This window comes from Streptacidiphilus fuscans (genome assembly GCF_015690355.1).
GTDB classification, from domain to species: Bacteria; Actinomycetota; Actinomycetes; order Streptomycetales; family Streptomycetaceae; genus Streptacidiphilus; species Streptacidiphilus fuscans.
The window spans coordinates 261665-279141 of the sequence record NZ_JADPRT010000012.1 but is presented as its reverse complement, the minus strand read 5'-3'; the positions used below and the strand labels follow the sequence as shown (position 1 = coordinate 279141).

The window sequence follows — 17477 nt, the reverse complement described above, 5'->3', positions numbered from 1 at the left end:
TACCTTCGAGATCACCCCGCCAGGCAACCCCATCAGACTGAGCTGACACGCTCACAGTCAGTCACTAATCGGGCTTGACACCTTCATTGGGAATCGGTAGTGCGCCTGGGGCTTCAGTGTGGGCACTGCGGACGGGAAGTCCAAGTGGTTGGTGCAGGGAATCTCCGCCGCCGCGACCTTCGCCAGCTTCAGGGCGATGTTCGCGAACCCGTTGAGTGCAGCCGCTGACATCGAGCCGTTCGGGTCGACGCCACCGTTCATAGATTGCGCGCTCACTACGCCGTACGTCCATCCACCCTGGATTCCAGTACAACGGAAGTAGATTTTCGGTACGACCGCATAGGGAGTCATCACCACTCCAGGAGCCAGGGGCAGCAAGGTGTCACCGGACGCGGCAACGCTGAGGGCATCGCTGCTGGCACCCGAGACGTCGGCCTCGGCAACCACGGCTCCGTTCCACCTGATATCGCACTCGTCCGGACCTAGCGTTTGGCGATTCGCGTACTTCAATGGAGGCGGCACCAGGGGGCCGGTAGTCACGGCGGTGACCTCACCGCTTATTCCTACCACAGGACGGATGTCGCTCTGATCGAGAATGCCCCAACAGGCGCTCTGGGGAAGCTTGACGATCGTCGACTGCCAGGGCTTCCACCACAGTCCGACGACCGCGCCAACGGCTACCACAGCAATCGCGGACAGCACCATGGATCTGCGCATTCGGGATATCTCCTTCCTCAACCTCTCTACTCCTCCGTCCTGCTGTCACTCGAAGCCCCGACCGTGTAGCTGTCCTGTGCCTGGGTTCCCGCATAGTCCTGGTAGTCATCGCCGCCGGAGTTCCATTGAGGTCCGGAAACTGCTTCTGAGCTGCCGGTGTCATGTTCCCGGACTTGTCGAACATCCAAGGAGGTGCTTCCTGGCGTGTTCGCTCCGTCGGCACCGGCGCGACGCACCCTCAGCTGAAGTTCGGGCCGAAGTGGCCGTCGTCGGCGACGTGCTGGATCCAGGCCGCCTTCGCGCCCGGCGAGGAGGCGACGCTCTGGACCGCTGCGAAGCCGCCGAGGAGAACGTCCACGTAGTAGGCGTTGCTCTGGGTCGGCGTGGTAGTCCAACTCCCGGTCAGTTGCTGGCCGGTGCGGATGTCGGCGCAGTGGGCGGAGAGGGAGAGCGGGTAGCTGACGCCGCCCGGGTCGGTGTACCAGTCGGACGCCGTCGCTTGGCCCGGCCCGCTGGGCTCGCACTCGAAGACCTGGCCGCTCGCGGTGGTCCGCGTGAGGATCCCCCTGATCGAGCCGTCAAGCTCCGGGAAGACGTAGAAGGTGGTGGCGGAGCCGTCGGCGTTGACCGACTGGGCGTAGTAGTAGCCGTTGTGCGGGGCCGGCACGATCGGCGGCGCGCCGAGTTCGAAGCTGCCGGACTGCGTCTCCTGCTCCGCTCCCCAGTTCGTGACGGCGGTCTTCGCCGTCTCGCCGGGGAAGATGATCCAGCCGTTGACCGTGCCGGTGCCGAGCGACTGGTTCCAGAACGAGGTCTGCCCGTCCCACATCGTCGGGTCGGTCAGGCCGCCGACCGGGCCGGAGAACCACAGGTCAGCGGCGGCGCCGAGGCTGATGTTCAGCTGGAGGTGGTAGGCGTGGCGTGCCGGGTCGTAGACGACCGACCCCTCGGGCGAGACGATCGACGGCGGGTTGTCCGAGACGGAGTAGCCCAGGGGAACCGGAACGGGCTCTTCGAACCAGCCGTTGGAGCCCTGCAGGGCCTGGTCGTCCGGCGGCACCGACCCGACCACGACGATCGCGGGGACCGGTGATCCCAGCGCCGGGGTGGTGTTGTAGCTCAGGAGCAGCTTCGCGCGACTGTTCGGATCCTGGGCGGCGAACCATACTTCGTTGTCTGCCTGGTCGGCCCGGTCGACGATCCCGGACGTAGAGCCGATACCGAAGGCACTCGGAGGCTCGGCCGCCCACGCCCCGACAGCCGCGAGCAGCGTCATGGCGAGCGCCGCCGCGAGGGCTCCGATGATGCGGCGAATGAGCATGTTCCGTCTCCTCCGAGGGGCCCTAGAGGCCAGGGACGCGATCCGGACGGGCATCGTGCGGCAGTCGGAGTCGGACGGGACTCCAACGGTCGGGGACCGCGTACCCACGGTCGGCTGAGGAAAACGACAGGGCCGAAACTCCCTAATGTCATCACATCTGAAGTGATGGCATATCAAATATGGTTCACCACAACCGTGTTGTGAATTTCTTCAGAGAGCGGCCGCGGCTGCGACGCCGACCGTTGATCCGCATGCTCGCGCAGGCGTGAGTGCCCCTCTCCCGTATGCGCAGGTCCCGGCCACGGCGGTGGGCCGGGCGCTGCGGAGGGCGGCTCGGACACGGGCGATGCCACGGGCGGTGACGGATGGGCCGATCGCCGGGTCGATGCCGCCGACGGGTGTACGTGGGCCCAGCCCTGCGCAGGAGCGGCAGATCCCCGGCCGCGGGGTCGGGGCGGCGCACGTGCCGCACGTGGGCGGTTGTCCTTGTGCCGGGACGGCGAAGCCGGGCGTGGGCGGGCGCTTGCGGGTGAGGCGGTTGCGGAGGAGCTTGGCCGGGGCGTGGAGAGGCGTGGGCAGGTCCGGCAACAGCGCATCGGCGAGGTCGCGTTCGGTCGCGCCGCGCACCAACCACTCGGCGACCAGCGGCGCGAGGGCCAGGGCCTCCGGCTCACCCACGCGCAGGCGCGGCTCCGACCGCAGGACGCGGAACAGCAGGGAGACCGCCTCCCGCACCACCGGCGTGACCTCGGCCTCGGCTACGGCCACGGAGGTAGCGGGCGCGGCAGGCGCAGTTGTCGCGGCGGGCGCCTCGTCATGGAGGGCCGGGAGGGAGGGAGGGTTTTCTCCCGGTCCTTTGTCTCCGTCCTTTGAAAGGGCGGCTGCGCGGCCGGTGCGCAGTTCACCGGATCCCGACTTCCCGGCAACCGGCTTCCCGCGGCTCAACGTCCGGCCGTCGCTCGGCACCGGAACCTGGGGTGTGTCGAAGACGTGGGCCTCACTGATGATCGTTCCGTCCGATTGGCGGACCTTCTCGACGCGGTAGTACCCGAAGCGCGCGAGCTCGCGCAGCGCCCGCGCGACCGCGCCGCGTCCCGTCGGGCTGGAGTCGGCGATGTGCCGGCCGTCCTCCCGCCACCCGTCCGGGCGGGACAGAAGGTCGACCAGGATGCCCTTGGCCAGGTACGACAATCGTCGGTCCTGCAACAGGAAGTTGGGCAGGACAGTGAAACCGCTCTTCCAGCGGGTACGATGAATACGCACGGGAGGTTCTGCTCCTGGTGCCGGACCCCGGGGTGTTACAGCACCGCCGGGGTCATCTATTCGGTTGGTGGACTAATGACGCTACCACCCCGGGCGGGCACCAATCACTTTTTCTGCATACATTGTGATCGAACGTCAGTATGGTGCCCTGGCGTTGCGGTGGAATCGCGAAGTTGACGCTCAATCAAACTGGCACAGGAGAGTCCCACATGGACGACGACAGAGAGACCATTCGCCAGGAAGCCTGCAGGGATGCGCTCGACACCATCCTGACCGTGGCCGACCGTCTCGACGTGGTCCGGCGCACGGAAGGCAACAGGGTGGACTCCCACATCACCTCGGCGCTGCACGCGATTCGGTTCGCTGCCGCGATCCTTCAGCCGACCGTCCCAGGTGCCCCACCCCTGGGCTTCCAATTCGCCGACGACAGCGAACACTTGCTGAGCCTGGCCGCGAGGTGGCGCGAAGCTGCCTTGGAACTGGGCGAGTTCGCGCCCGAGCCTCCCGAGCAGCCCGAGCGCCCCGAACGCAGCTCTCCGCTGCGGCTCGTCAGGCCGGTCGACCCGGCGTGAGGCAGCGAGGCGGTGAGGCGACCACGTGAGGCGACCACGTCGGACCGGATTCACATGAGGTGGACTTCCACGTTGAACCCCTGCGCCAGGACGGAGTTGAGGTGCTCTGCATGGGCGCCGAAGTACTGCCGCGCGTTGCTCTCCTCGGACGACAGCTCCAGCACCACGTAGTCGTCGGCGCTCTCGGTCTGCTGGCCGCAGATACAGCACCGAAGCCGCTGGTCGGGTCCCTTCGGTCCGGCCTGGCTGTCGTTCATTCCCATCTGCCCTTCGCAATCTGGTTGTCGACGTACGCCTGACGGGATGGCCGGCAACTGCCGGTCGGGGCCGGCGAAACCGTGGGTTCGGGTTCGGGTCCGCGTCAGCGTCGCCAGACGACGAAGCCCTCGCCCCGGTCCACCTTGGCCACGTGCCAGCCGTGCGGGACGTGGGGCCAGCTCGACGTGGCCGGGGCTCCACGTCGGGCGGGCAGTACGGCGACGTCCGCCGTCGGCGGGACCGGGGCCCGGCGGAAGTCGAGGATCCACATGCGCTCCTGGTAGAGCTCGAAGGGCTGCTCGCACTTCAGGACCCACGGCAGGCTGTAGCTCATGGCGACCCTGTCGCCGCTGTGCAGGCCGGCAGCGCGGGTGAATCCCATCGACAGCCAGCGCGGTACCTGCTGCGGCTCGGAGATCTCCACGGTGATCACCGTCGTCGCGGCCACGGCGAACCCGGCGAGGAGGACCACGGCGGAGCGGACACCTCGTCGCCGACCGAGCAGAGCGGTGGCCGCCACGCACACAGCGAACACAGCGACCGCCGCAAGTGTCGTCCGCACCAGGTGAAACGTCTGGTAGTCGCCCGCGAGGAAGGAGGAGTCCGGCAGGCCCCACAGCACGAACAGGTCGTGTCGCAGCCGCGTCCCCGCAAGCAGGAACACGCCTCCGCCGCACACCCCGATCAGTGCGAGCGCGCCCGCCGCGTACCGGAGCAGCGCCGTGCGCCGGAGGCGGTACAGGGCGGCGACGCCGACCACGAACAGCGCCGGGGCGAAGACCGAGAGATAGCGGGCGTAGACGTTGTCGTCGAGCCGGTGGTCCTCGGGCAGGGCCGTGGCAGCCGCACCCGCCACCAGCACCACGGTGATCAGCAGGACGGCGCTGACGACGCGGTCGGCCGGGGTCGCCCGGCGGCGCACCGCAACGGCCGCGCAGAGCGCTGCGCCGAGGGCGCCGATGCCCCACGTCGACGTGATGAGGTACCAGATCTGGCCGAGCACCCGGCCGGTGCTCCGGCCCAGCAGCGAGGTGTTGAGCAAGCCGTTCAGCGCGAACTGCCCCACGGTCGCCGGAGGGGTGTCGGAGAACCGTTGCTGCAGGTAGGCGGCGAGCAGTTCCGCGCCCAGGACCGCGACGGCCAGCGCGACACCCGCGGCAAGCGCGGCCCGCGACGGCACCCAGCGGCGGACCAGGGCGACCAGGAGCACCCCGATGCTGACCACAACCAGCACCACGCCGCGGTCGTGCACCGACATCGCGTAGCCCGCCGCGAGTCCGAAGCCCACGCCGTACCGTGCGCGAAGTTGAGTCCGGTCATCCTGGCGCTTCTGATGATCAGTCAGCAGTCCGTGCAGGCAAAGCAACCAGGCCAGCACAACGGATGGCAGGACCGACTCGGTCATCGCGAACTGCGAGTAGAAGACCACCGGCGGCAGCAGTCCGACCGTCCCCGCGACCGCCAGCGACGACCGACGCCCGATCCGCATCCGCCGCAGCGCCACAAACGCGAGCGGCACGATCAGCGCGCTGAGCAGCGCATTGGTGACCAGCACCAGCCGGTAGGCCGTGACCGGATTGCCCGCGATCGCCAACGCGGGTGCGATGAGCAGCGGGTAGCCCCCGGGGACCACCACCCCCGCAGGGCTGGCGGTGACCGATCCGCCCGCCAGAACGCGGGCGACGACCAGGTACGCCTCCTCGTCCGGGCCCACACTCGGCGCGACCTCGCCCCGGACCAAGTACAGCCGGAAGGCGACCTCGACGAGGTAGACCGCGAGGATCACGGCCGCCCAGAAGAACCGCTGCCGGGCCACCGGCCGGTCGGACCTGCCAAGATTCCGGAGCTTGCCGAGACTCCCGAGCCTGCCGCCTCTCCCGAGTTCGCCGAAGCTTTCGATCCGGGCGGGCGTGCGTGGGCGGGTGATCGACTGCACGAGTTCCGGCACCTCGGTGGTCGAGTCAGGCATGCAGGTTCACTTCCGCCAGGGGCCACGGTTACGCCGACCATTTCGGCGCACAGCCCATTCTGCGGTCTGCACAGCAACCTGACAGACACCGCCATGGTCGGGATTTCGGATGAACCGAGGCCAATTGCAGGTCAGACAGCGATAATTAGCCGACTCCTTTCCAGATTCTCACCATAATGAGACGCACATGGCGTTCCGAAGCCATCGAGCGTTCACGCATGGTCGGGCTTCCGAACGCGTCTTCCTCGACGCGCACGTACTGTCCAGACGCGACGTCACCGGCTGAGCCGGCGTCCGCCCCTCTGCGCTGGAGTGCCCACACTGACGCGACGACCGACCGGATGGCCCCGAACGCACACCTCGTCCCGCCGCCCGACCTGTAACGATGTCGCCGCCCTCGGGGTGGTCGATGGCGTGCCGGGTGCCACCGTTATCGTGTTCCGCACTCAACCGCGCCGGCATCTGCGGACGCGGAACGTGGGGAATGAGAACGGGGAAACGCAGTTGCTCATCCAGCAGCAGCAGTACGAAGTGAATCCGGAGGCCCTCCTGGGCCTTGCCGGGATGTACGACGGCGAGGCGTCCGCGCTCAACGGGCAGGTGGGGTCGTTCGCGGGCAGCGCCGAGGCCATCGGGCTGCTCGGCATCTGCGACGGGGCGCCTCAGGGGAAGCCGCAGCGACGCTAGACGGTCAGGATCCGAAGCTCAACGCAGCTGGCAACCAGCTATGGCATGCGACAGGGACTGCTCCTGGTGATCGACACGATCAACCCCAATCACCCGGCGACCTGGCATGGGTTCGTGTCCACGCTGGGCTTCCTTGCCTCGCTCGTGTTCCTGGCGCCTGGGGTGATCCTGCTCGTCAAGTTCCCCCAGCATGGAACGTAGGGCCCGCGCGTACGGGCCGGGTCTCGCTCTGATCGTCCTGGTTGCGCTGGTTGCGCTCGGCGGGTACGCGCTCGTGTGACCTGATGCCGACAATGGCTGACGCCGCGCCGATCTCAGCGGTGGAGCTTGGTTCAGTGGGCGTAGAGCTCACGGGGCAGGCTGACTTTGGCACCTGAATGACTTCTTTCAGGACGTGCAACGCCAGGTCGACGGGCGTTCGCCTCGGCATAGAGCAGCCTCGGGCCGACCCGCTTAAAGTCCCGTTCGGTACAACTTGCTGACCTGCTGTCAGCCTTGGAGTCCGCAGCTACTCCCTGATGCGCACACTAAGAACTCCCATGTTCTGCACAAATGAAAGCGCTTGTTGGCAGATGCATCCCATGGCCATGGCTGGAAGCCTCCAATGCACCACGGTTTCCACTTCGTCCTACTGCCGTGCGCCCCCTGGCCTGCAGCCCAGGGTCTGACCGTCCAGACGACCTCCGGTCGAACCCTTCTGCTACAATCGCCCGCTGACGAACAAGAGGCAACAGCGGGGGCTGGAAGACTTGCCTGCATCATCGAAGAACAAGCGCGGCATCGACAGCACTCTGCTGATCGTCGCCGGACTCATTGCTGAAATCGGCCTTGCACTGGCCCTGCTGATTTGGCATCAGAACTCAGCGTCCATTCAACATGGAGCCGTTCCGACCAGGTACGCGGTCACCTTGCTGCTGATTGCGTTGGTCGCGGTTCCCTTGACTTGCGCTGTAGCCCTGGCAAGGTTCCGCGTCTCCCAAGCTTGGCGCACCCTTCTCGGGATACTCGGCGCCGTGGTGGCAGGCTCTCTAGTACTCACAGCCTTCACTTCGTCCACCGCAGGCGTCGGGTATCTCTTGATCCCCCTTGCTGCGCTGCCCCTAGGCGTCATCGCCAAGTCCCTCTGGGAGACGAAGTAGTCACGTCCTCGATGACATGACTCAGGTGTATTGGAGAGTCCATGGCTGATCTTCCCGACGACTTCCGCCGGATGATGTCCCACGTCACGCAGCTCAACAGCGTGCTCGCTGCCGCCAAGTCCGCGGTGCCGGAGTCCTGTGAGGGTTCCGACCAGAGCGGCGCTGTCCGCGTCTTCTCGGGCCAGGGTGATGTCCCCCAGCAGGTCCAGCTAGCCACCGACTGGGAGCGTCGGCTGGGAGCGGGACAGCTGGGGGCCGCTGTGCTCGAGGCCGCCCAAGCGGCCGCCATGAAGCGACTCCAGGCCTGGGCGCAGGACTTCGGCGCAAGCAACTGGAAGGAGCGGGTCGGGGACGTACAGTCTGCCCCCACCGAGGAGACTCATTTCGAGACCGCAGACGCCATGTTGGACCTGTCCCAGGTAAGGCCAAGGCCGCTCGGGGAGCTTGCGGAGGAAGTGATGACCAGCCTGGAGCGGGTGTCGTCCAGTCTCTCAACTCCGTTGGAGGGCCGTGGCCAGGGCGGAGGAGGTGGAGTCGAAGTAGTAATCACGAAGAGTGGTCTAGCCTCTTGCGAGGTCAACGAGCGCTGGGCGGCTGGGCGCACGTCGACGGCAATTTCGCAGGCGCTCAACTCTGCTTTCGACTCTGCACGGCTGGCACTCACGGAGGCGGAGGCCAGCGCGCCAGCCGCGGGCGCAGACCGGTTGCTACGTGAAGCACTAGCTCTACTCAGCGACCGCAGTCGCCTGGCCGAAGGTTCCTGAGGGACTTCCAGTTCCACGGATGAGAAGAGGGGGACTGTGGTGGCAGGCAACAACGGCTACCAGGTCACGACGGACGACCTGCGCACGGATGCGAATGCCTGGGAACAGCAGGCAGAGCAGATGGGCGCCGTCGTGAGCAGAGTAAACGAGCTCAAGATGGACCGCGTCCAGGCAGGAATCTTCCAGTTGGCAGTCAGCCCGTATGTCGAAGTCATTCAGGCCGTCCAAGAGCGTTCGCAGGAAGGACAGAAGGCGATGAACGATATCGCAGGTGGACTTCGACAGGTTGCCGCCAACTATGAACACCAGGAACAGAGCCACGTCGCATCGTTCCGGAACATCGGCTCGGGGATGAACTAATGGCAGCTTTCAGCGAGGCTCAGTACAAGTCCGTCGTCAACGACCTGACTTCTGGCCTAGGAGATCTGTCCGCAAAGCTCGCCACAGTGCCTGGCAAGACCAGTGCCGCGGCGAACCGCTGGTGGATCCCCGAGCCGGTGGCCGAAGCAATCGTATGGTGCGGCAATAAGCTCATTGAGCTGGGCGAATGGCTCCTCAAGAACATCAAGGAGCTCCTCGAGGGGGCTGTGGCACCAGTCTACATGTTCATCCACGGATACCAGTGGGAGAGCATCAAAGGCATTGCCAACTCGGTCTCGGGCAACATTCAGCCCAGCGTTCTCGGTGCTACCGGCAGTTGGCAAGGAGACGCCGCGACCGCGTATGGCAACGAGATCACCCCTCAATCCACCGCTGCAGCCTCAATTGGCACCATGGCCGACTCGACATCTACCGCGCTCTATGTCTGCGCCGGCGCAGGTCTGGCCTTCTACATCGCCCTCGGTGCGATCGTGGTTAAGTTCATCGGCGCGCTGGCGACGGCGATCATCGCCCTTGGAACGGCTGTCTTCTCCTGGGCTGGTCTCCTTATCGTGGTTGAGGAAGCTGGTGTGAATACCGGGCTGATCGGCGCCGCAGTGGCCGGGCTGCTCACCGTGCTCGGGGCTGAGGCCAACGAAATGGGGGCACTGCACGGAACGGCGGTCGGCAGCACGGCCTTCCCGCTGGGTCACTGGCCCGTTGCAATCGCCGGAACTTGACCGAAGCAACTCCTCAGCTCTGTCGTTGCTTCGCAAACAGCGTCCTGGCTCATGGGTATTGATTGCCTGTGCCCTATTCACGCGCCCACAGCAAACAGCGAGCCCTCACCGCAATCAGGCGGTGAGGGCGTCGGCTGTCCAGAAGTGCAGGTGCTCGAGGCGTTAGTCGAGGCCCCGACGCAACGCCTTACCTCGGACACCAGCACACACTCAGACGGACAGTGACGGCATGCGAGAAACAACCCTGAACGAGTTCGCTGTGCAGATGCTGTCCCTGGCACCGAACGCCAGATTCTCCGCGCGTATCAGCTCCGCGCCACGGCCGTTCTCGCTCGCCGTCTGGCTCGGGCGTCTTTACGGGTATATCTACAGCGAAGCCGAGCAGCCTGTGATCACAACCGGGCGCTATGAGAACTACCTTGTGGGTTACGAGCTGATCTTCACGCGCAACGACGAGCCCGGTGCGCGACGACGCGCTGAATGGATGCGCAACCCCGCTGGCGATCCTATCTACCGACCGCCAGTCGTCTGGCACCTGGACGGCGGCATGGGCTTCTGCCCTCCCGGCTGGCACCCCGCGACGCGACTCATCATCACTCCCGAGGTCGAGGCGTCGCTCCGCTACGACGACGAGCAGTTCATCCGCACGCTCAACCTTCCATGGACGAGCAAGGTAGGTCGGGGTCACCTGGCCCCACTCCCCCCGTTGCCTCCTCCCCCGCCTCCACCGGGCACCATCGCCTACCCGGATGAGCATCGATGAGTCCACCCGGTTGAAAGGGGCACCTGGCAGAGAGGCCCTGCCACCGCGAACCCCATCTCGTGCCTGTCGTGGATTTTTCCCAGCCGTGGACGGCCGGTCTCATCCCAACGACGGTCTTCACACCGGTGGATGAGCCAGCAGCACGCCGACGGGCCGGGAAGATGCGCAACTCCGCAGCCGATGCCGCCTACCCAGCACCCGTAGCCTGGCATCTCAACGGCGGCGCGCGGCTCTGCCCGCCCGGCTTGACTGGAGCCTCCCACCCCTAGACCCGCCGGGGACGCTCACGCGTCCTCGGCGAGCTCCAGCCACTGCATCTCCAGCTCGTCGCGCTCGTCCTTCACGGCCCGCAACTGCGCGTCCAGCTCCGCAATCTTGCCGAAGTCGGCGGCGTGCTCGGCCATCTGGGCGTGGAGCTTGGTCTCCTTCTCCTCCAGCTTCGAGAGCTGACGCTCGATCCGCTGGAGTTCCTTCTTCGCCACGCGCGTGTCGCCGCCGGTCTTCTTCGGGGCCGGGGCCGGGGCCGTGGCCTCGACCAGGGCGGCGCGGCGTTCCAGGTACTCGTCGATGCCGCGCGGGAGCATCCGCAGGCGGCGGTCGCCGAGCAGTGCCCAGACAGTGTCCGTGGTCCGCTCGATGAAAAAGCGGTCGTGGGAGATCACGACGAGCGAGCCGGGCCAGCCGTCGAGGAGGTCCTCCAACTGGTTGAGGGTCTCGATGTCGAGGTCGTTGGTCGGCTCGTCCATGAACAGGACGTTCGGCTCGTCCATCAGCAGACGCAGCAGCTGCAGCCGACGGCGCTCACCACCCGACAGGTCGCTGACCGGCGTCCACTGCTTCTCCTTGGTGAACCCGAAGGTCTCGCACAGCTGACTTGCCGACATCTCCCGGCCCTTGCCGAGGTCGACGCGGCCGCGGATCTGCTCGACCGCCTCCAACACGCGCAGCGTGCCCGGGAGTTCGGCGACCTCCTGGGACAGGTAGGCGAGCTTGACGGTCTTGCCGACGACGACCTTGCCGCTCGCCGGCTGCTTCTCGCCGTCGCTCGCCCACGCCGTCTGCATCGCGCGCATCAGCGAGGTCTTGCCCGCGCCGTTGACGCCGACCAGGCCGATGCGGTCGCCCGGGCCGAGCTGCCAGGAGAGACGTTCCAGCAGCAGCTTGTCACCGGCCTTGACGGTCACGTCCTCCAGGTCGAAGACGGTCTTGCCGAGCCGCGAGTTGGCGAACCCCATCAGCTCGACCTTGTCGCGCGGCGGCGGCACGTCCGCGATCAGCTCGTTGGCCGCCTCGACGCGGAACCGCGGCTTGGAGGTGCGGGCGGGCGCGCCGCGGCGGAGCCAGGCGAGCTCCTTGCGGACCAGGTTCTGCCGCTTGGTCTCCTCCGTCGCCGCGATGCGGGCGCGCTCGGCGCGGGCGAAGACGTAGTCGGAGTAGCCGCCCTCGTACTCGTGGACGGCGCCGGACTGGACGTCCCACATGCGGGTGCAGACCTGGTCGAGGAACCAGCGGTCGTGGGTGACGACGACGAGCGCGGTGCGGCGCTCCTGCAGGTGGCGGGCGAGCCAGGCGATGCCCTCGACGTCGAGGTGGTTGGTGGGCTCGTCGAGGACGAGCAGGTCGTGGTCCTCGATCAGCAGCTTCGCGAGCGCGATGCGGCGGCGCTCGCCACCGGAGAGCGGGCCGATGACGGTGTCGAGGCCCTGCGGGAAGCCGGAGAGGTCCAGGCCGTCGAAGAGGCCGGTGAGCACGTCGCGGATCTTGGCGTCGCCCGCCCACTGGTGGTCGGCCTTGTCGCCGACGACCTCGTGGCGGATGGTGGCCTTCGGGTCCAGCGCGTCGCCCTGGGCCAGCACGCCGATGCGCAGGCCGGTCACGTGCGTGACGCGGCCGCCGTCCGGCTCCTCGCTCTTGGCCATGATCTGCGTCAGCGTCGTCTTCCCGTCGCCGTTGCGGCCGACGACGCCGATCCGGTCACCCTCGCTGACGCCGACGGACACGCCGTCGAGCACGGCTCGGGTGCCGAAGATCTTGCTGACACCTTCGACGGTGACGAGGTTGACTGCCACGAATGCTGCGCTCCTGAGCGACTACGCGTACTTCGGATGACTACGACGGATGACCGACGTCCCAGCCTAGTCGCCCCGCGCCACCCCCGTCCGCGCGGTTGTTCGTGGCGTGCCCTGGCACCGTGCGTATCGTTGGACAAGGCGACTGTCCGCGTCCACGCGGCAGCGGGGAGGAGCGCCACGGTGACCATCGCACTTCACGACGACAGGGTCCGTCTACGCGCTCGCGAAGGGGCCGGTCTACCTGATCGTCGACCCGTACACGGCCCAGTGCCACGTGTTCACGCTGCCCAAGGACGGCGAGTACCGGAACGAGCTGACGCTCGACTTCGGCGACCCGGTCGACCTGACCGGGACGGTCGTCGGCCTCGTCCTCACGACGGACCAGTTCCCGCGCGACTGAGCGTTCAGTGATGTCGCTCGGTGAGCGCCGTCCGTGCCCACCGTCGTGACATGCTGGGTCGGAAGGCTGTCGACGGATGGAGCGTGCCTTGAGTACCGCACTGCCGGCATGGATGTATCCCCCCCGCGAGAGCGGCTGGGAGGCAGATGACCTCGATCTGCTCCCACCCGACGCGCCCCGCCACATCGAGCTGCTGGACGGAGCTCTGGTCTTCAACATGTCACCCCAGCGCAGTTGGCATGACCGGGTGATCCGTCGGCTCACAGCGGCCTTGGAGGGAACCATCCCGTCGGGCTGGACCGTCGAGGCGCAGATGACGATCAAGCTGAACCGGCGCAGCAGGCCTGAGCCCGATGTCATCGCCGCCTCCGTGCCTTACACCCCGGACCGCACGCGATTCCTGCCGGAGGAGGTGGCGCTCGTCGTCGAGGTCGTCTCCGCTGAGTCGGAGGACCGGGATCGCCGGTACAAGCCCGTGCTTTACGCCGATGCCGGCATCCGGCACTTCTGGCGCATCGAGGACGAGAGCGGCAGCCCGGCCGTCCACACCTACGAACTGGACGACACCACTCGCGCGTACGTCGCCACCGGAGTCCACCGTGAACGCCTGGACCTGCCGGTTCCCTTCAAGATCAGCGTCGACGTGGCGGATCTCGCACGCTGAGGCTTGATCGAAAGCTCGAAGGCCTCAGGCTGACGGGGAGGGGACGCGAAGCGATGGCGCGCACAGTCGTGGTGACGGGCGGAAGCAGTGGGATCGGCCGGGCGGTGGCTGCCCGGTTCGTGGCGGAGGGCGACGGGACGCGGGTGTTCGTGACCGGGCGTCGCAAGGAGCGGCTGGACGAGGTCGCCGCCGAGCTCGGGGTCACCGGCGTGGTGTGCGACGGCACCGACCCGGCGGCCGTCGCCCGGCTCGCGGAGCAGGTCCGCGAGCAGACCGGCGAGCAGGGCGGCGAGCGGGTCGACGTGCTGGTGAACGCGGCGGGCGGGCTCGCGTCGACGCCGGAGGGCGGCGGGCTGCTGGAGCAGTGGGAGGCGATGTACCGGCTCAACGTGATGACCGCCGTGCTCACCACGGACGCGTTGAAGGACCAACTCGTGGCCGGGAGCACGGTGATCAGCATCGGCACCATCGGCGCCGAGCGGCGCGGCGGCTCCTACGGCGCGGCGAAGGCGGCGTTGCAGGCCTGGAACGGGTTTCTCTCAGCGGAGTTGGGCCCGCGCGGGGTCACCGCCAACGTGGTCTCCTGCGGCTACATCGCCGACACCGAGTTCTTCCAGGGCGCGATGACGCCGGAGCGCCACGCCGCGCTGGTCGCCGAGACCCACAACGGCCGTCCGGGCACGCCCGCCGACGTCGCGGAGACGATCCACTTCCTCGCCTCCCCGGGCGCCCGCCACATCACCGGGCAGACGCTGCACGTCAACGGCGGGGCCTTCACGACACGCTAGTTGACGTGACGTCAGCTCAGCTGTGCTCCGGGAACGGGCCCGACCGCAGTCCTGACGTTGCGACAGGTGCCGGACGCGGCAAGGGCGCTGGCGACAGCGGCGGCGTCCGACGCGTCCTTGGTCAGGAAGGCGCAGGTCGGGCCGGAGCCGGAGACGAGGGCGCCGATCGCGCCCGCGTCCGTGCCGGCGCGGAGAGTGTCCGCGAGCGAGGGACGGAGCGAAAGAGCCGCCGCCTGAAGGTCGTTGCTGAGTGCCGCGCCCAGCGCGGCGGGGTCGCCGGTGGCCAGGGCGTCCAGCAGGGCGCGGTCCGCGGCGGGGGTCGGCACGTGGGACTCGTCCGCTCCGCCCGGGCCACCGGCCAGCTCGCGCAGGCGGTCACACTCCCCGTAGACGGCGGGCGTGGAGAGGCCGCCGTCGGCGACGGCGAAGACCCAGTGGAACGCGCCCTGCGTCGGCACCGGCGTCAGCTGCTCGCCGCGTCCCTCGCCGAGGGCGACCCCGCCGTGCAGCGAGAACGGCACGTCGCTGCCGAGCTCAGCGGCCAGCGCGAACAGCGTCTCGCGCGGGGTGTCGAGCCCCCACAGCGCGTCGCAGGCCAGCAGCGCCGCCGCGCCGTCCGCGCTGCCGCCGGCCATGCCGCCCGCGACCGGGATGTCCTTGGCGATGTGCAGCCGCACGTCCGCCGCGACGCCGTGGTGCGTGGCCAGCGCCTGCGCCGCGCGGGCGGCGAGGTTGGTGCCGTCGGTCGGCACGACGCCGGCGTCCGGACCCTCGACGGTGATCGTCACGCCTTCACCCGGCTCGCCCGGGCGGGCGGTGACCTCGTCGAAGAGGCCGACCGCGAAGAAGACCGTGGCCAGCGCGTGGAACCCGTCGGCCCGTCGCCCGCCCACCGCGAGCTGCACGTTGACCTTGGCAGGCACGCGGACGGTGACGGGGGCGGCAGTGCCTGCGTCGATGCCTGCGTCGGCGTGGTGATCGGCGGCGGTCATGGCGGAGGAACTCCTGGCGCTCATCAGGTGGACATCGGAACGAGGGGGATCCGGGGTGACGGGGTGGCTGAGGTGACCGGCCGGGTGACCGCCACAGCGGGCGTGACCGCTACAGCGGCGGGTGTTCGGAGGCGGGCTTCGCTGCCGGTTCCGGCTTGTGCTCGGCGATCGCCACGAACTGTTCCACCGTCAGCGCCTCGCCGCGCAGCCGGTGGTCGACGCCGGCCGCACTCAGCGCGGCCTCGGCGGCGGCCGGGCTGCCCGCCCACCCGGCGAGCGCGGCGCGCAGCGTCTTCCGGCGCTGCGCGAAGGCCGCGTCGACGACCGCGAAGACGTCCTCGCGCGCGGCGCTGGTCTTCACCGGCTCGTCGCGGCGGATCAGCGAGACCAGCCCGGAGTCGACGTTCGGCGCGGGCCAGAAGACGTTCCGCCCGATCGCCCCGGCGCGCTTGACGCGCGCGTACCACTGGGCCTTGACCGACGGGACGCCGTAGACCTTGTTGCCGGGCTGCGCGGCGAGCCGGTCCGCGACCTCCGACTGCACCATGACGAGGGTGCGCTCGATGCTCGGGAAGGTCTCCAGCATGTGCAGCAGCACCGGAACCGCGACGTTGTAAGGGAGGTTGGCGACCAGCGCGGTCGGCGCGGGGCCGGGCAGCTCGGTCACGGTCATCGCGTCCGCGTGCACCAGCGCGAAGCGGTCCGCGCGCTCCGGCATCCGGGCGGCGATGGTGGCGGGCAGATGCTGGGCGAGCAGCGGGTCGATCTCGACGGCCGTCACCCGGTCGGCCACCTCCAGCAGCCCGAGCGTCAGCGACCCGAGCCCGGGCCCGACCTCCACCACGACGTCCTTGGGCCCCACCTCGGCGGCCCGGACGATGCGGCGCACGGTGTTGGCGTCGATGACGAAGTTCTGCCCGCGCTGCTTGGTCGGCCGCACGCCGAGCGCTCCGGCCAGCTCACGGACGTCGGCGGGGCCCAGCAACGCGGAGTCGGCGGCGGGCGCCGACGCGCCGGAGGACTCGGCAGCGGACTCGGCGGATTCGGGATCGGTGGTGCTCACCCGGCAAGGATACGGGCCGGAGGACACGCTCAGCGCTGGGTCGGAGTCGCGGCGGTGCCGCGCCGCGCGCCGCGCGCCGAGGGACGTGCGGAGGGACGTGCGGAGCGAAGGGATCAGCGCTCGGCGCGGCGGCCGCAGGTGGGCCAGGGCGAGATGCCGCGTTCGCGGTAGAGGGCGCGGGCGCGGGTGGTCTGTTCCGACGGGGAGGCGTCCTGGGGCAGGCCGTGGCCACCGAGGCTGTGCCAGGTGTGGGCGTCGAACTGGTAGAGCCCGCCGTAGCGGCCGCTCGCGTCGGTGACGTGCGCGTTGCCGCCGGACTCGCACCGCGCCAGCGCCGCCCAGTTCAACCCCCCGCCGGTGAACGGGATGTCCTCCTCGGACCGCCCGCGATGGCGTCCGCGCGGTGTGGACTCCTCGCCCCAGGAGTTCTGCGCCGCGGACTCCGCAGCGGACTCCGCGGCCGACTCCGCACCGAAGGGGTCCATCGAGCGGCGGTGCGGCCGGGCGTGCCGGGCGCGGTGCGCCCGGGTCGAGGCGTCCGACGCGTCCGACGCGGCGGCAGGCTCGTTGACGTGGTGCGGGGCGAGCAGCTCGCGCAGCAGTGGGGTGTCGGCGGGCGCGGTCGGCATCACGGTGCCAGGACCCAGCTGCTGGGTGGGAACCGGGTCCGCCACCGTGTCCGGCGTCGTGTCCGCGGCCTCGCTGACACGGTCGGCGTCACCCGCGTGCGGCGGCTGCTCCGCGAGGAACGCGCCGGTCCCGCCCACCAGGAGGGCGAGAATCAGCGCCTGCGGCAGCGCGCGCGGCGAACGGACAGCCGAATGGGCAGCCGCGTGGGCACCGGTCGAGGGCTTGTTCACGGGTTGCCCAACGAGCGCGTCGCGACGGCGGTCACTGGGCCGGTCGGGTGGCGACGCGTTCGCTCGCCTGCTCGGAGGCCGAACT

The 17477-nt window shown here is 68.7% G+C and carries 19 protein-coding genes and 1 pseudogene; 11 read left to right on the top strand and 9 right to left on the bottom strand.

All coding sequences use genetic code 11. The features are described from left to right. Window positions 1-57 precede the first annotated feature (57 nt). From I2501_RS26915 to I2501_RS26905, 3 genes are all read right to left on the bottom strand, one after another. A complete protein-coding gene (locus I2501_RS26915) occupies window positions 58-717 on the bottom strand; it encodes a hypothetical protein (protein ID WP_196196812.1) in 660 nt (219 codons plus the stop codon). A 238-nt stretch (window positions 718-955) separates the two neighbouring features. Further along, on the bottom strand, window positions 956-2038 hold the full coding sequence (locus tag I2501_RS26910; protein WP_196196811.1) for a hypothetical protein: 1083 nt from the start codon (window positions 2036-2038) through the stop codon (window positions 956-958). 210 nt (window positions 2039-2248) lie between these two features. Beyond that, complete coding sequence (locus tag I2501_RS26905; protein ID WP_196196810.1) at window positions 2249-3301, bottom strand: hypothetical protein; 1053 nt, start codon at window positions 3299-3301, stop codon at window positions 2249-2251. 209 nt (window positions 3302-3510) lie between these two features. Between I2501_RS26905 and I2501_RS26900 the strand changes: the two genes are divergently transcribed. Next, complete coding sequence (locus I2501_RS26900) at window positions 3511-3873, top strand: hypothetical protein (RefSeq protein ID WP_196196809.1); 363 nt, start codon at window positions 3511-3513, stop codon at window positions 3871-3873. 50 nt (window positions 3874-3923) lie between these two features. Here the strand turns inward: I2501_RS26900 and I2501_RS26895 are convergent, their stop codons facing one another. Continuing rightward, on the bottom strand, window positions 3924-4130 hold the full coding sequence (locus I2501_RS26895; RefSeq protein ID WP_196196808.1) for a hypothetical protein: 207 nt from the start codon (window positions 4128-4130) through the stop codon (window positions 3924-3926). Window positions 4131-4234: 104 nt separating this feature from the next. After that, complete coding sequence (locus tag I2501_RS26890) at window positions 4235-6100, bottom strand: ArnT family glycosyltransferase (protein ID WP_196196807.1); 1866 nt, start codon at window positions 6098-6100, stop codon at window positions 4235-4237. A gap of 504 nt (window positions 6101-6604) precedes the next feature. Here I2501_RS26890 and I2501_RS26885 point away from each other — a divergent pair. The 7 genes from I2501_RS26885 (at window position 6605) to I2501_RS26860 (ending at window position 10553) form a co-directional block, all read left to right on the top strand. Beyond that, window positions 6605-6787, top strand: a complete 183-nt coding sequence (locus I2501_RS26885; RefSeq protein WP_196196806.1) for a hypothetical protein — start codon at window positions 6605-6607, stop codon at window positions 6785-6787. Between the two features lie 66 nt (window positions 6788-6853). After that, window positions 6854-6988: a hypothetical protein gene (locus I2501_RS40350; RefSeq protein WP_268926987.1), complete on the top strand. Its 135-nt coding sequence runs from the start codon at window positions 6854-6856 to the stop codon at window positions 6986-6988. Between the two features lie 548 nt (window positions 6989-7536). Beyond that, on the top strand, window positions 7537-7926 hold the full coding sequence (locus I2501_RS26880) for a hypothetical protein (RefSeq protein ID WP_196196805.1): 390 nt from the start codon (window positions 7537-7539) through the stop codon (window positions 7924-7926). 41 nt (window positions 7927-7967) lie between these two features. Continuing rightward, window positions 7968-8690, top strand: a complete 723-nt coding sequence (locus I2501_RS26875) for a hypothetical protein (protein WP_196196804.1) — start codon at window positions 7968-7970, stop codon at window positions 8688-8690. Between the two features lie 39 nt (window positions 8691-8729). Beyond that, complete coding sequence (locus I2501_RS26870) at window positions 8730-9050, top strand: type VII secretion target (RefSeq protein WP_196196803.1); 321 nt, start codon at window positions 8730-8732, stop codon at window positions 9048-9050. Beyond that, window positions 9050-9790 (top strand): hypothetical protein, encoded by a 741-nt coding sequence (locus I2501_RS26865; protein WP_196196802.1) that lies wholly within the window; start codon window positions 9050-9052, stop codon window positions 9788-9790. The genes I2501_RS26870 and I2501_RS26865 overlap by 1 nt, the downstream gene beginning before the upstream one ends. A gap of 229 nt (window positions 9791-10019) precedes the next feature. Then, window positions 10020-10553, top strand: coding sequence for a hypothetical protein (locus I2501_RS26860; protein WP_196196801.1), 534 nt, complete (start codon window positions 10020-10022; stop codon window positions 10551-10553). A gap of 284 nt (window positions 10554-10837) precedes the next feature. On the opposite strand, the gene I2501_RS26855 is transcribed toward I2501_RS26860, so the two are convergent. Continuing rightward, the gene (locus I2501_RS26855; protein WP_196196800.1) at window positions 10838-12622 is read right to left on the bottom strand and encodes an ABC-F family ATP-binding cassette domain-containing protein; all 1785 of its coding nucleotides are present in this window, start codon (window positions 12620-12622) and stop codon (window positions 10838-10840) included. 211 nt (window positions 12623-12833) lie between these two features. On the opposite strand from I2501_RS26855, the pseudogene I2501_RS26850 reads away from it, so the two are divergent. From I2501_RS26850 to I2501_RS26840, 3 genes and pseudogenes are all read left to right on the top strand, one after another. Continuing rightward, a pseudogene (locus I2501_RS26850) lies at window positions 12834-13025 on the top strand (Uma2 family endonuclease); the annotation flags it as partial. Window positions 13026-13113: 88 nt separating this feature from the next. Next, window positions 13114-13689 (top strand): Uma2 family endonuclease, encoded by a 576-nt coding sequence (locus tag I2501_RS26845; RefSeq protein ID WP_328806658.1) that lies wholly within the window; start codon window positions 13114-13116, stop codon window positions 13687-13689. 53 nt (window positions 13690-13742) lie between these two features. Further along, entirely contained in the window at window positions 13743-14477 is a 735-nt protein-coding gene (locus I2501_RS26840; RefSeq protein WP_196196798.1) for an SDR family NAD(P)-dependent oxidoreductase, read from the top strand. Window positions 14478-14488: 11 nt separating this feature from the next. On the opposite strand, the gene I2501_RS26835 is transcribed toward I2501_RS26840, so the two are convergent. The 3 genes from I2501_RS26835 to I2501_RS40745 form a co-directional block, all read right to left on the bottom strand. Beyond that, on the bottom strand, window positions 14489-15469 hold the full coding sequence (locus I2501_RS26835; protein ID WP_196196797.1) for a 4-(cytidine 5'-diphospho)-2-C-methyl-D-erythritol kinase: 981 nt from the start codon (window positions 15467-15469) through the stop codon (window positions 14489-14491). A 109-nt stretch (window positions 15470-15578) separates the two neighbouring features. Further along, window positions 15579-16454 carry a 16S rRNA (adenine(1518)-N(6)/adenine(1519)-N(6))-dimethyltransferase RsmA gene (rsmA, locus tag I2501_RS26830; protein ID WP_236047287.1) on the bottom strand — a complete coding sequence of 292 codons (876 nt, stop codon included), beginning with the start codon at window positions 16452-16454 and terminating at the stop codon, window positions 15579-15581. 191 nt (window positions 16455-16645) lie between these two features. Continuing rightward, window positions 16646-17392 carry a transglycosylase family protein gene (locus I2501_RS40745; RefSeq protein WP_328806657.1) on the bottom strand — a complete coding sequence of 249 codons (747 nt, stop codon included), beginning with the start codon at window positions 17390-17392 and terminating at the stop codon, window positions 16646-16648. Window positions 17393-17477 lie beyond the last annotated feature (85 nt).

Excerpts from the sequence above, each read along its gene's own strand:
- I2501_RS26860 (WP_196196801.1), top strand. The coding sequence starts at position 10,020 with ATGCGAGAAACAACCCTGAACGAGTTCGCTGTGCAGATGCTGTCCCTG.
- I2501_RS26895 (WP_196196808.1), bottom strand. The coding sequence starts at position 4,130 with ATGAACGACAGCCAGGCCGGACCGAAGGGACCCGACCAGCGGCTTCGG.
- I2501_RS26840 (WP_196196798.1), top strand. The coding sequence starts at position 13,743 with ATGGCGCGCACAGTCGTGGTGACGGGCGGAAGCAGTGGGATCGGCCGG.
- I2501_RS26910 (WP_196196811.1), bottom strand. The coding sequence starts at position 2,038 with ATGCTCATTCGCCGCATCATCGGAGCCCTCGCGGCGGCGCTCGCCATG.
- I2501_RS26900 (WP_196196809.1), top strand. The coding sequence starts at position 3,511 with ATGGACGACGACAGAGAGACCATTCGCCAGGAAGCCTGCAGGGATGCG.
- I2501_RS26835 (WP_196196797.1), bottom strand. The coding sequence starts at position 15,469 with ATGACCGCCGCCGATCACCACGCCGACGCAGGCATCGACGCAGGCACT.
- I2501_RS26890 (WP_196196807.1), bottom strand. The coding sequence starts at position 6,100 with ATGCCTGACTCGACCACCGAGGTGCCGGAACTCGTGCAGTCGATCACC.
- I2501_RS26915 (WP_196196812.1), bottom strand. The coding sequence starts at position 717 with ATGCGCAGATCCATGGTGCTGTCCGCGATTGCTGTGGTAGCCGTTGGC.
- I2501_RS26865 (WP_196196802.1), top strand. The coding sequence starts at position 9,050 with ATGGCAGCTTTCAGCGAGGCTCAGTACAAGTCCGTCGTCAACGACCTG.
- I2501_RS26875 (WP_196196804.1), top strand. The coding sequence starts at position 7,968 with ATGGCTGATCTTCCCGACGACTTCCGCCGGATGATGTCCCACGTCACG.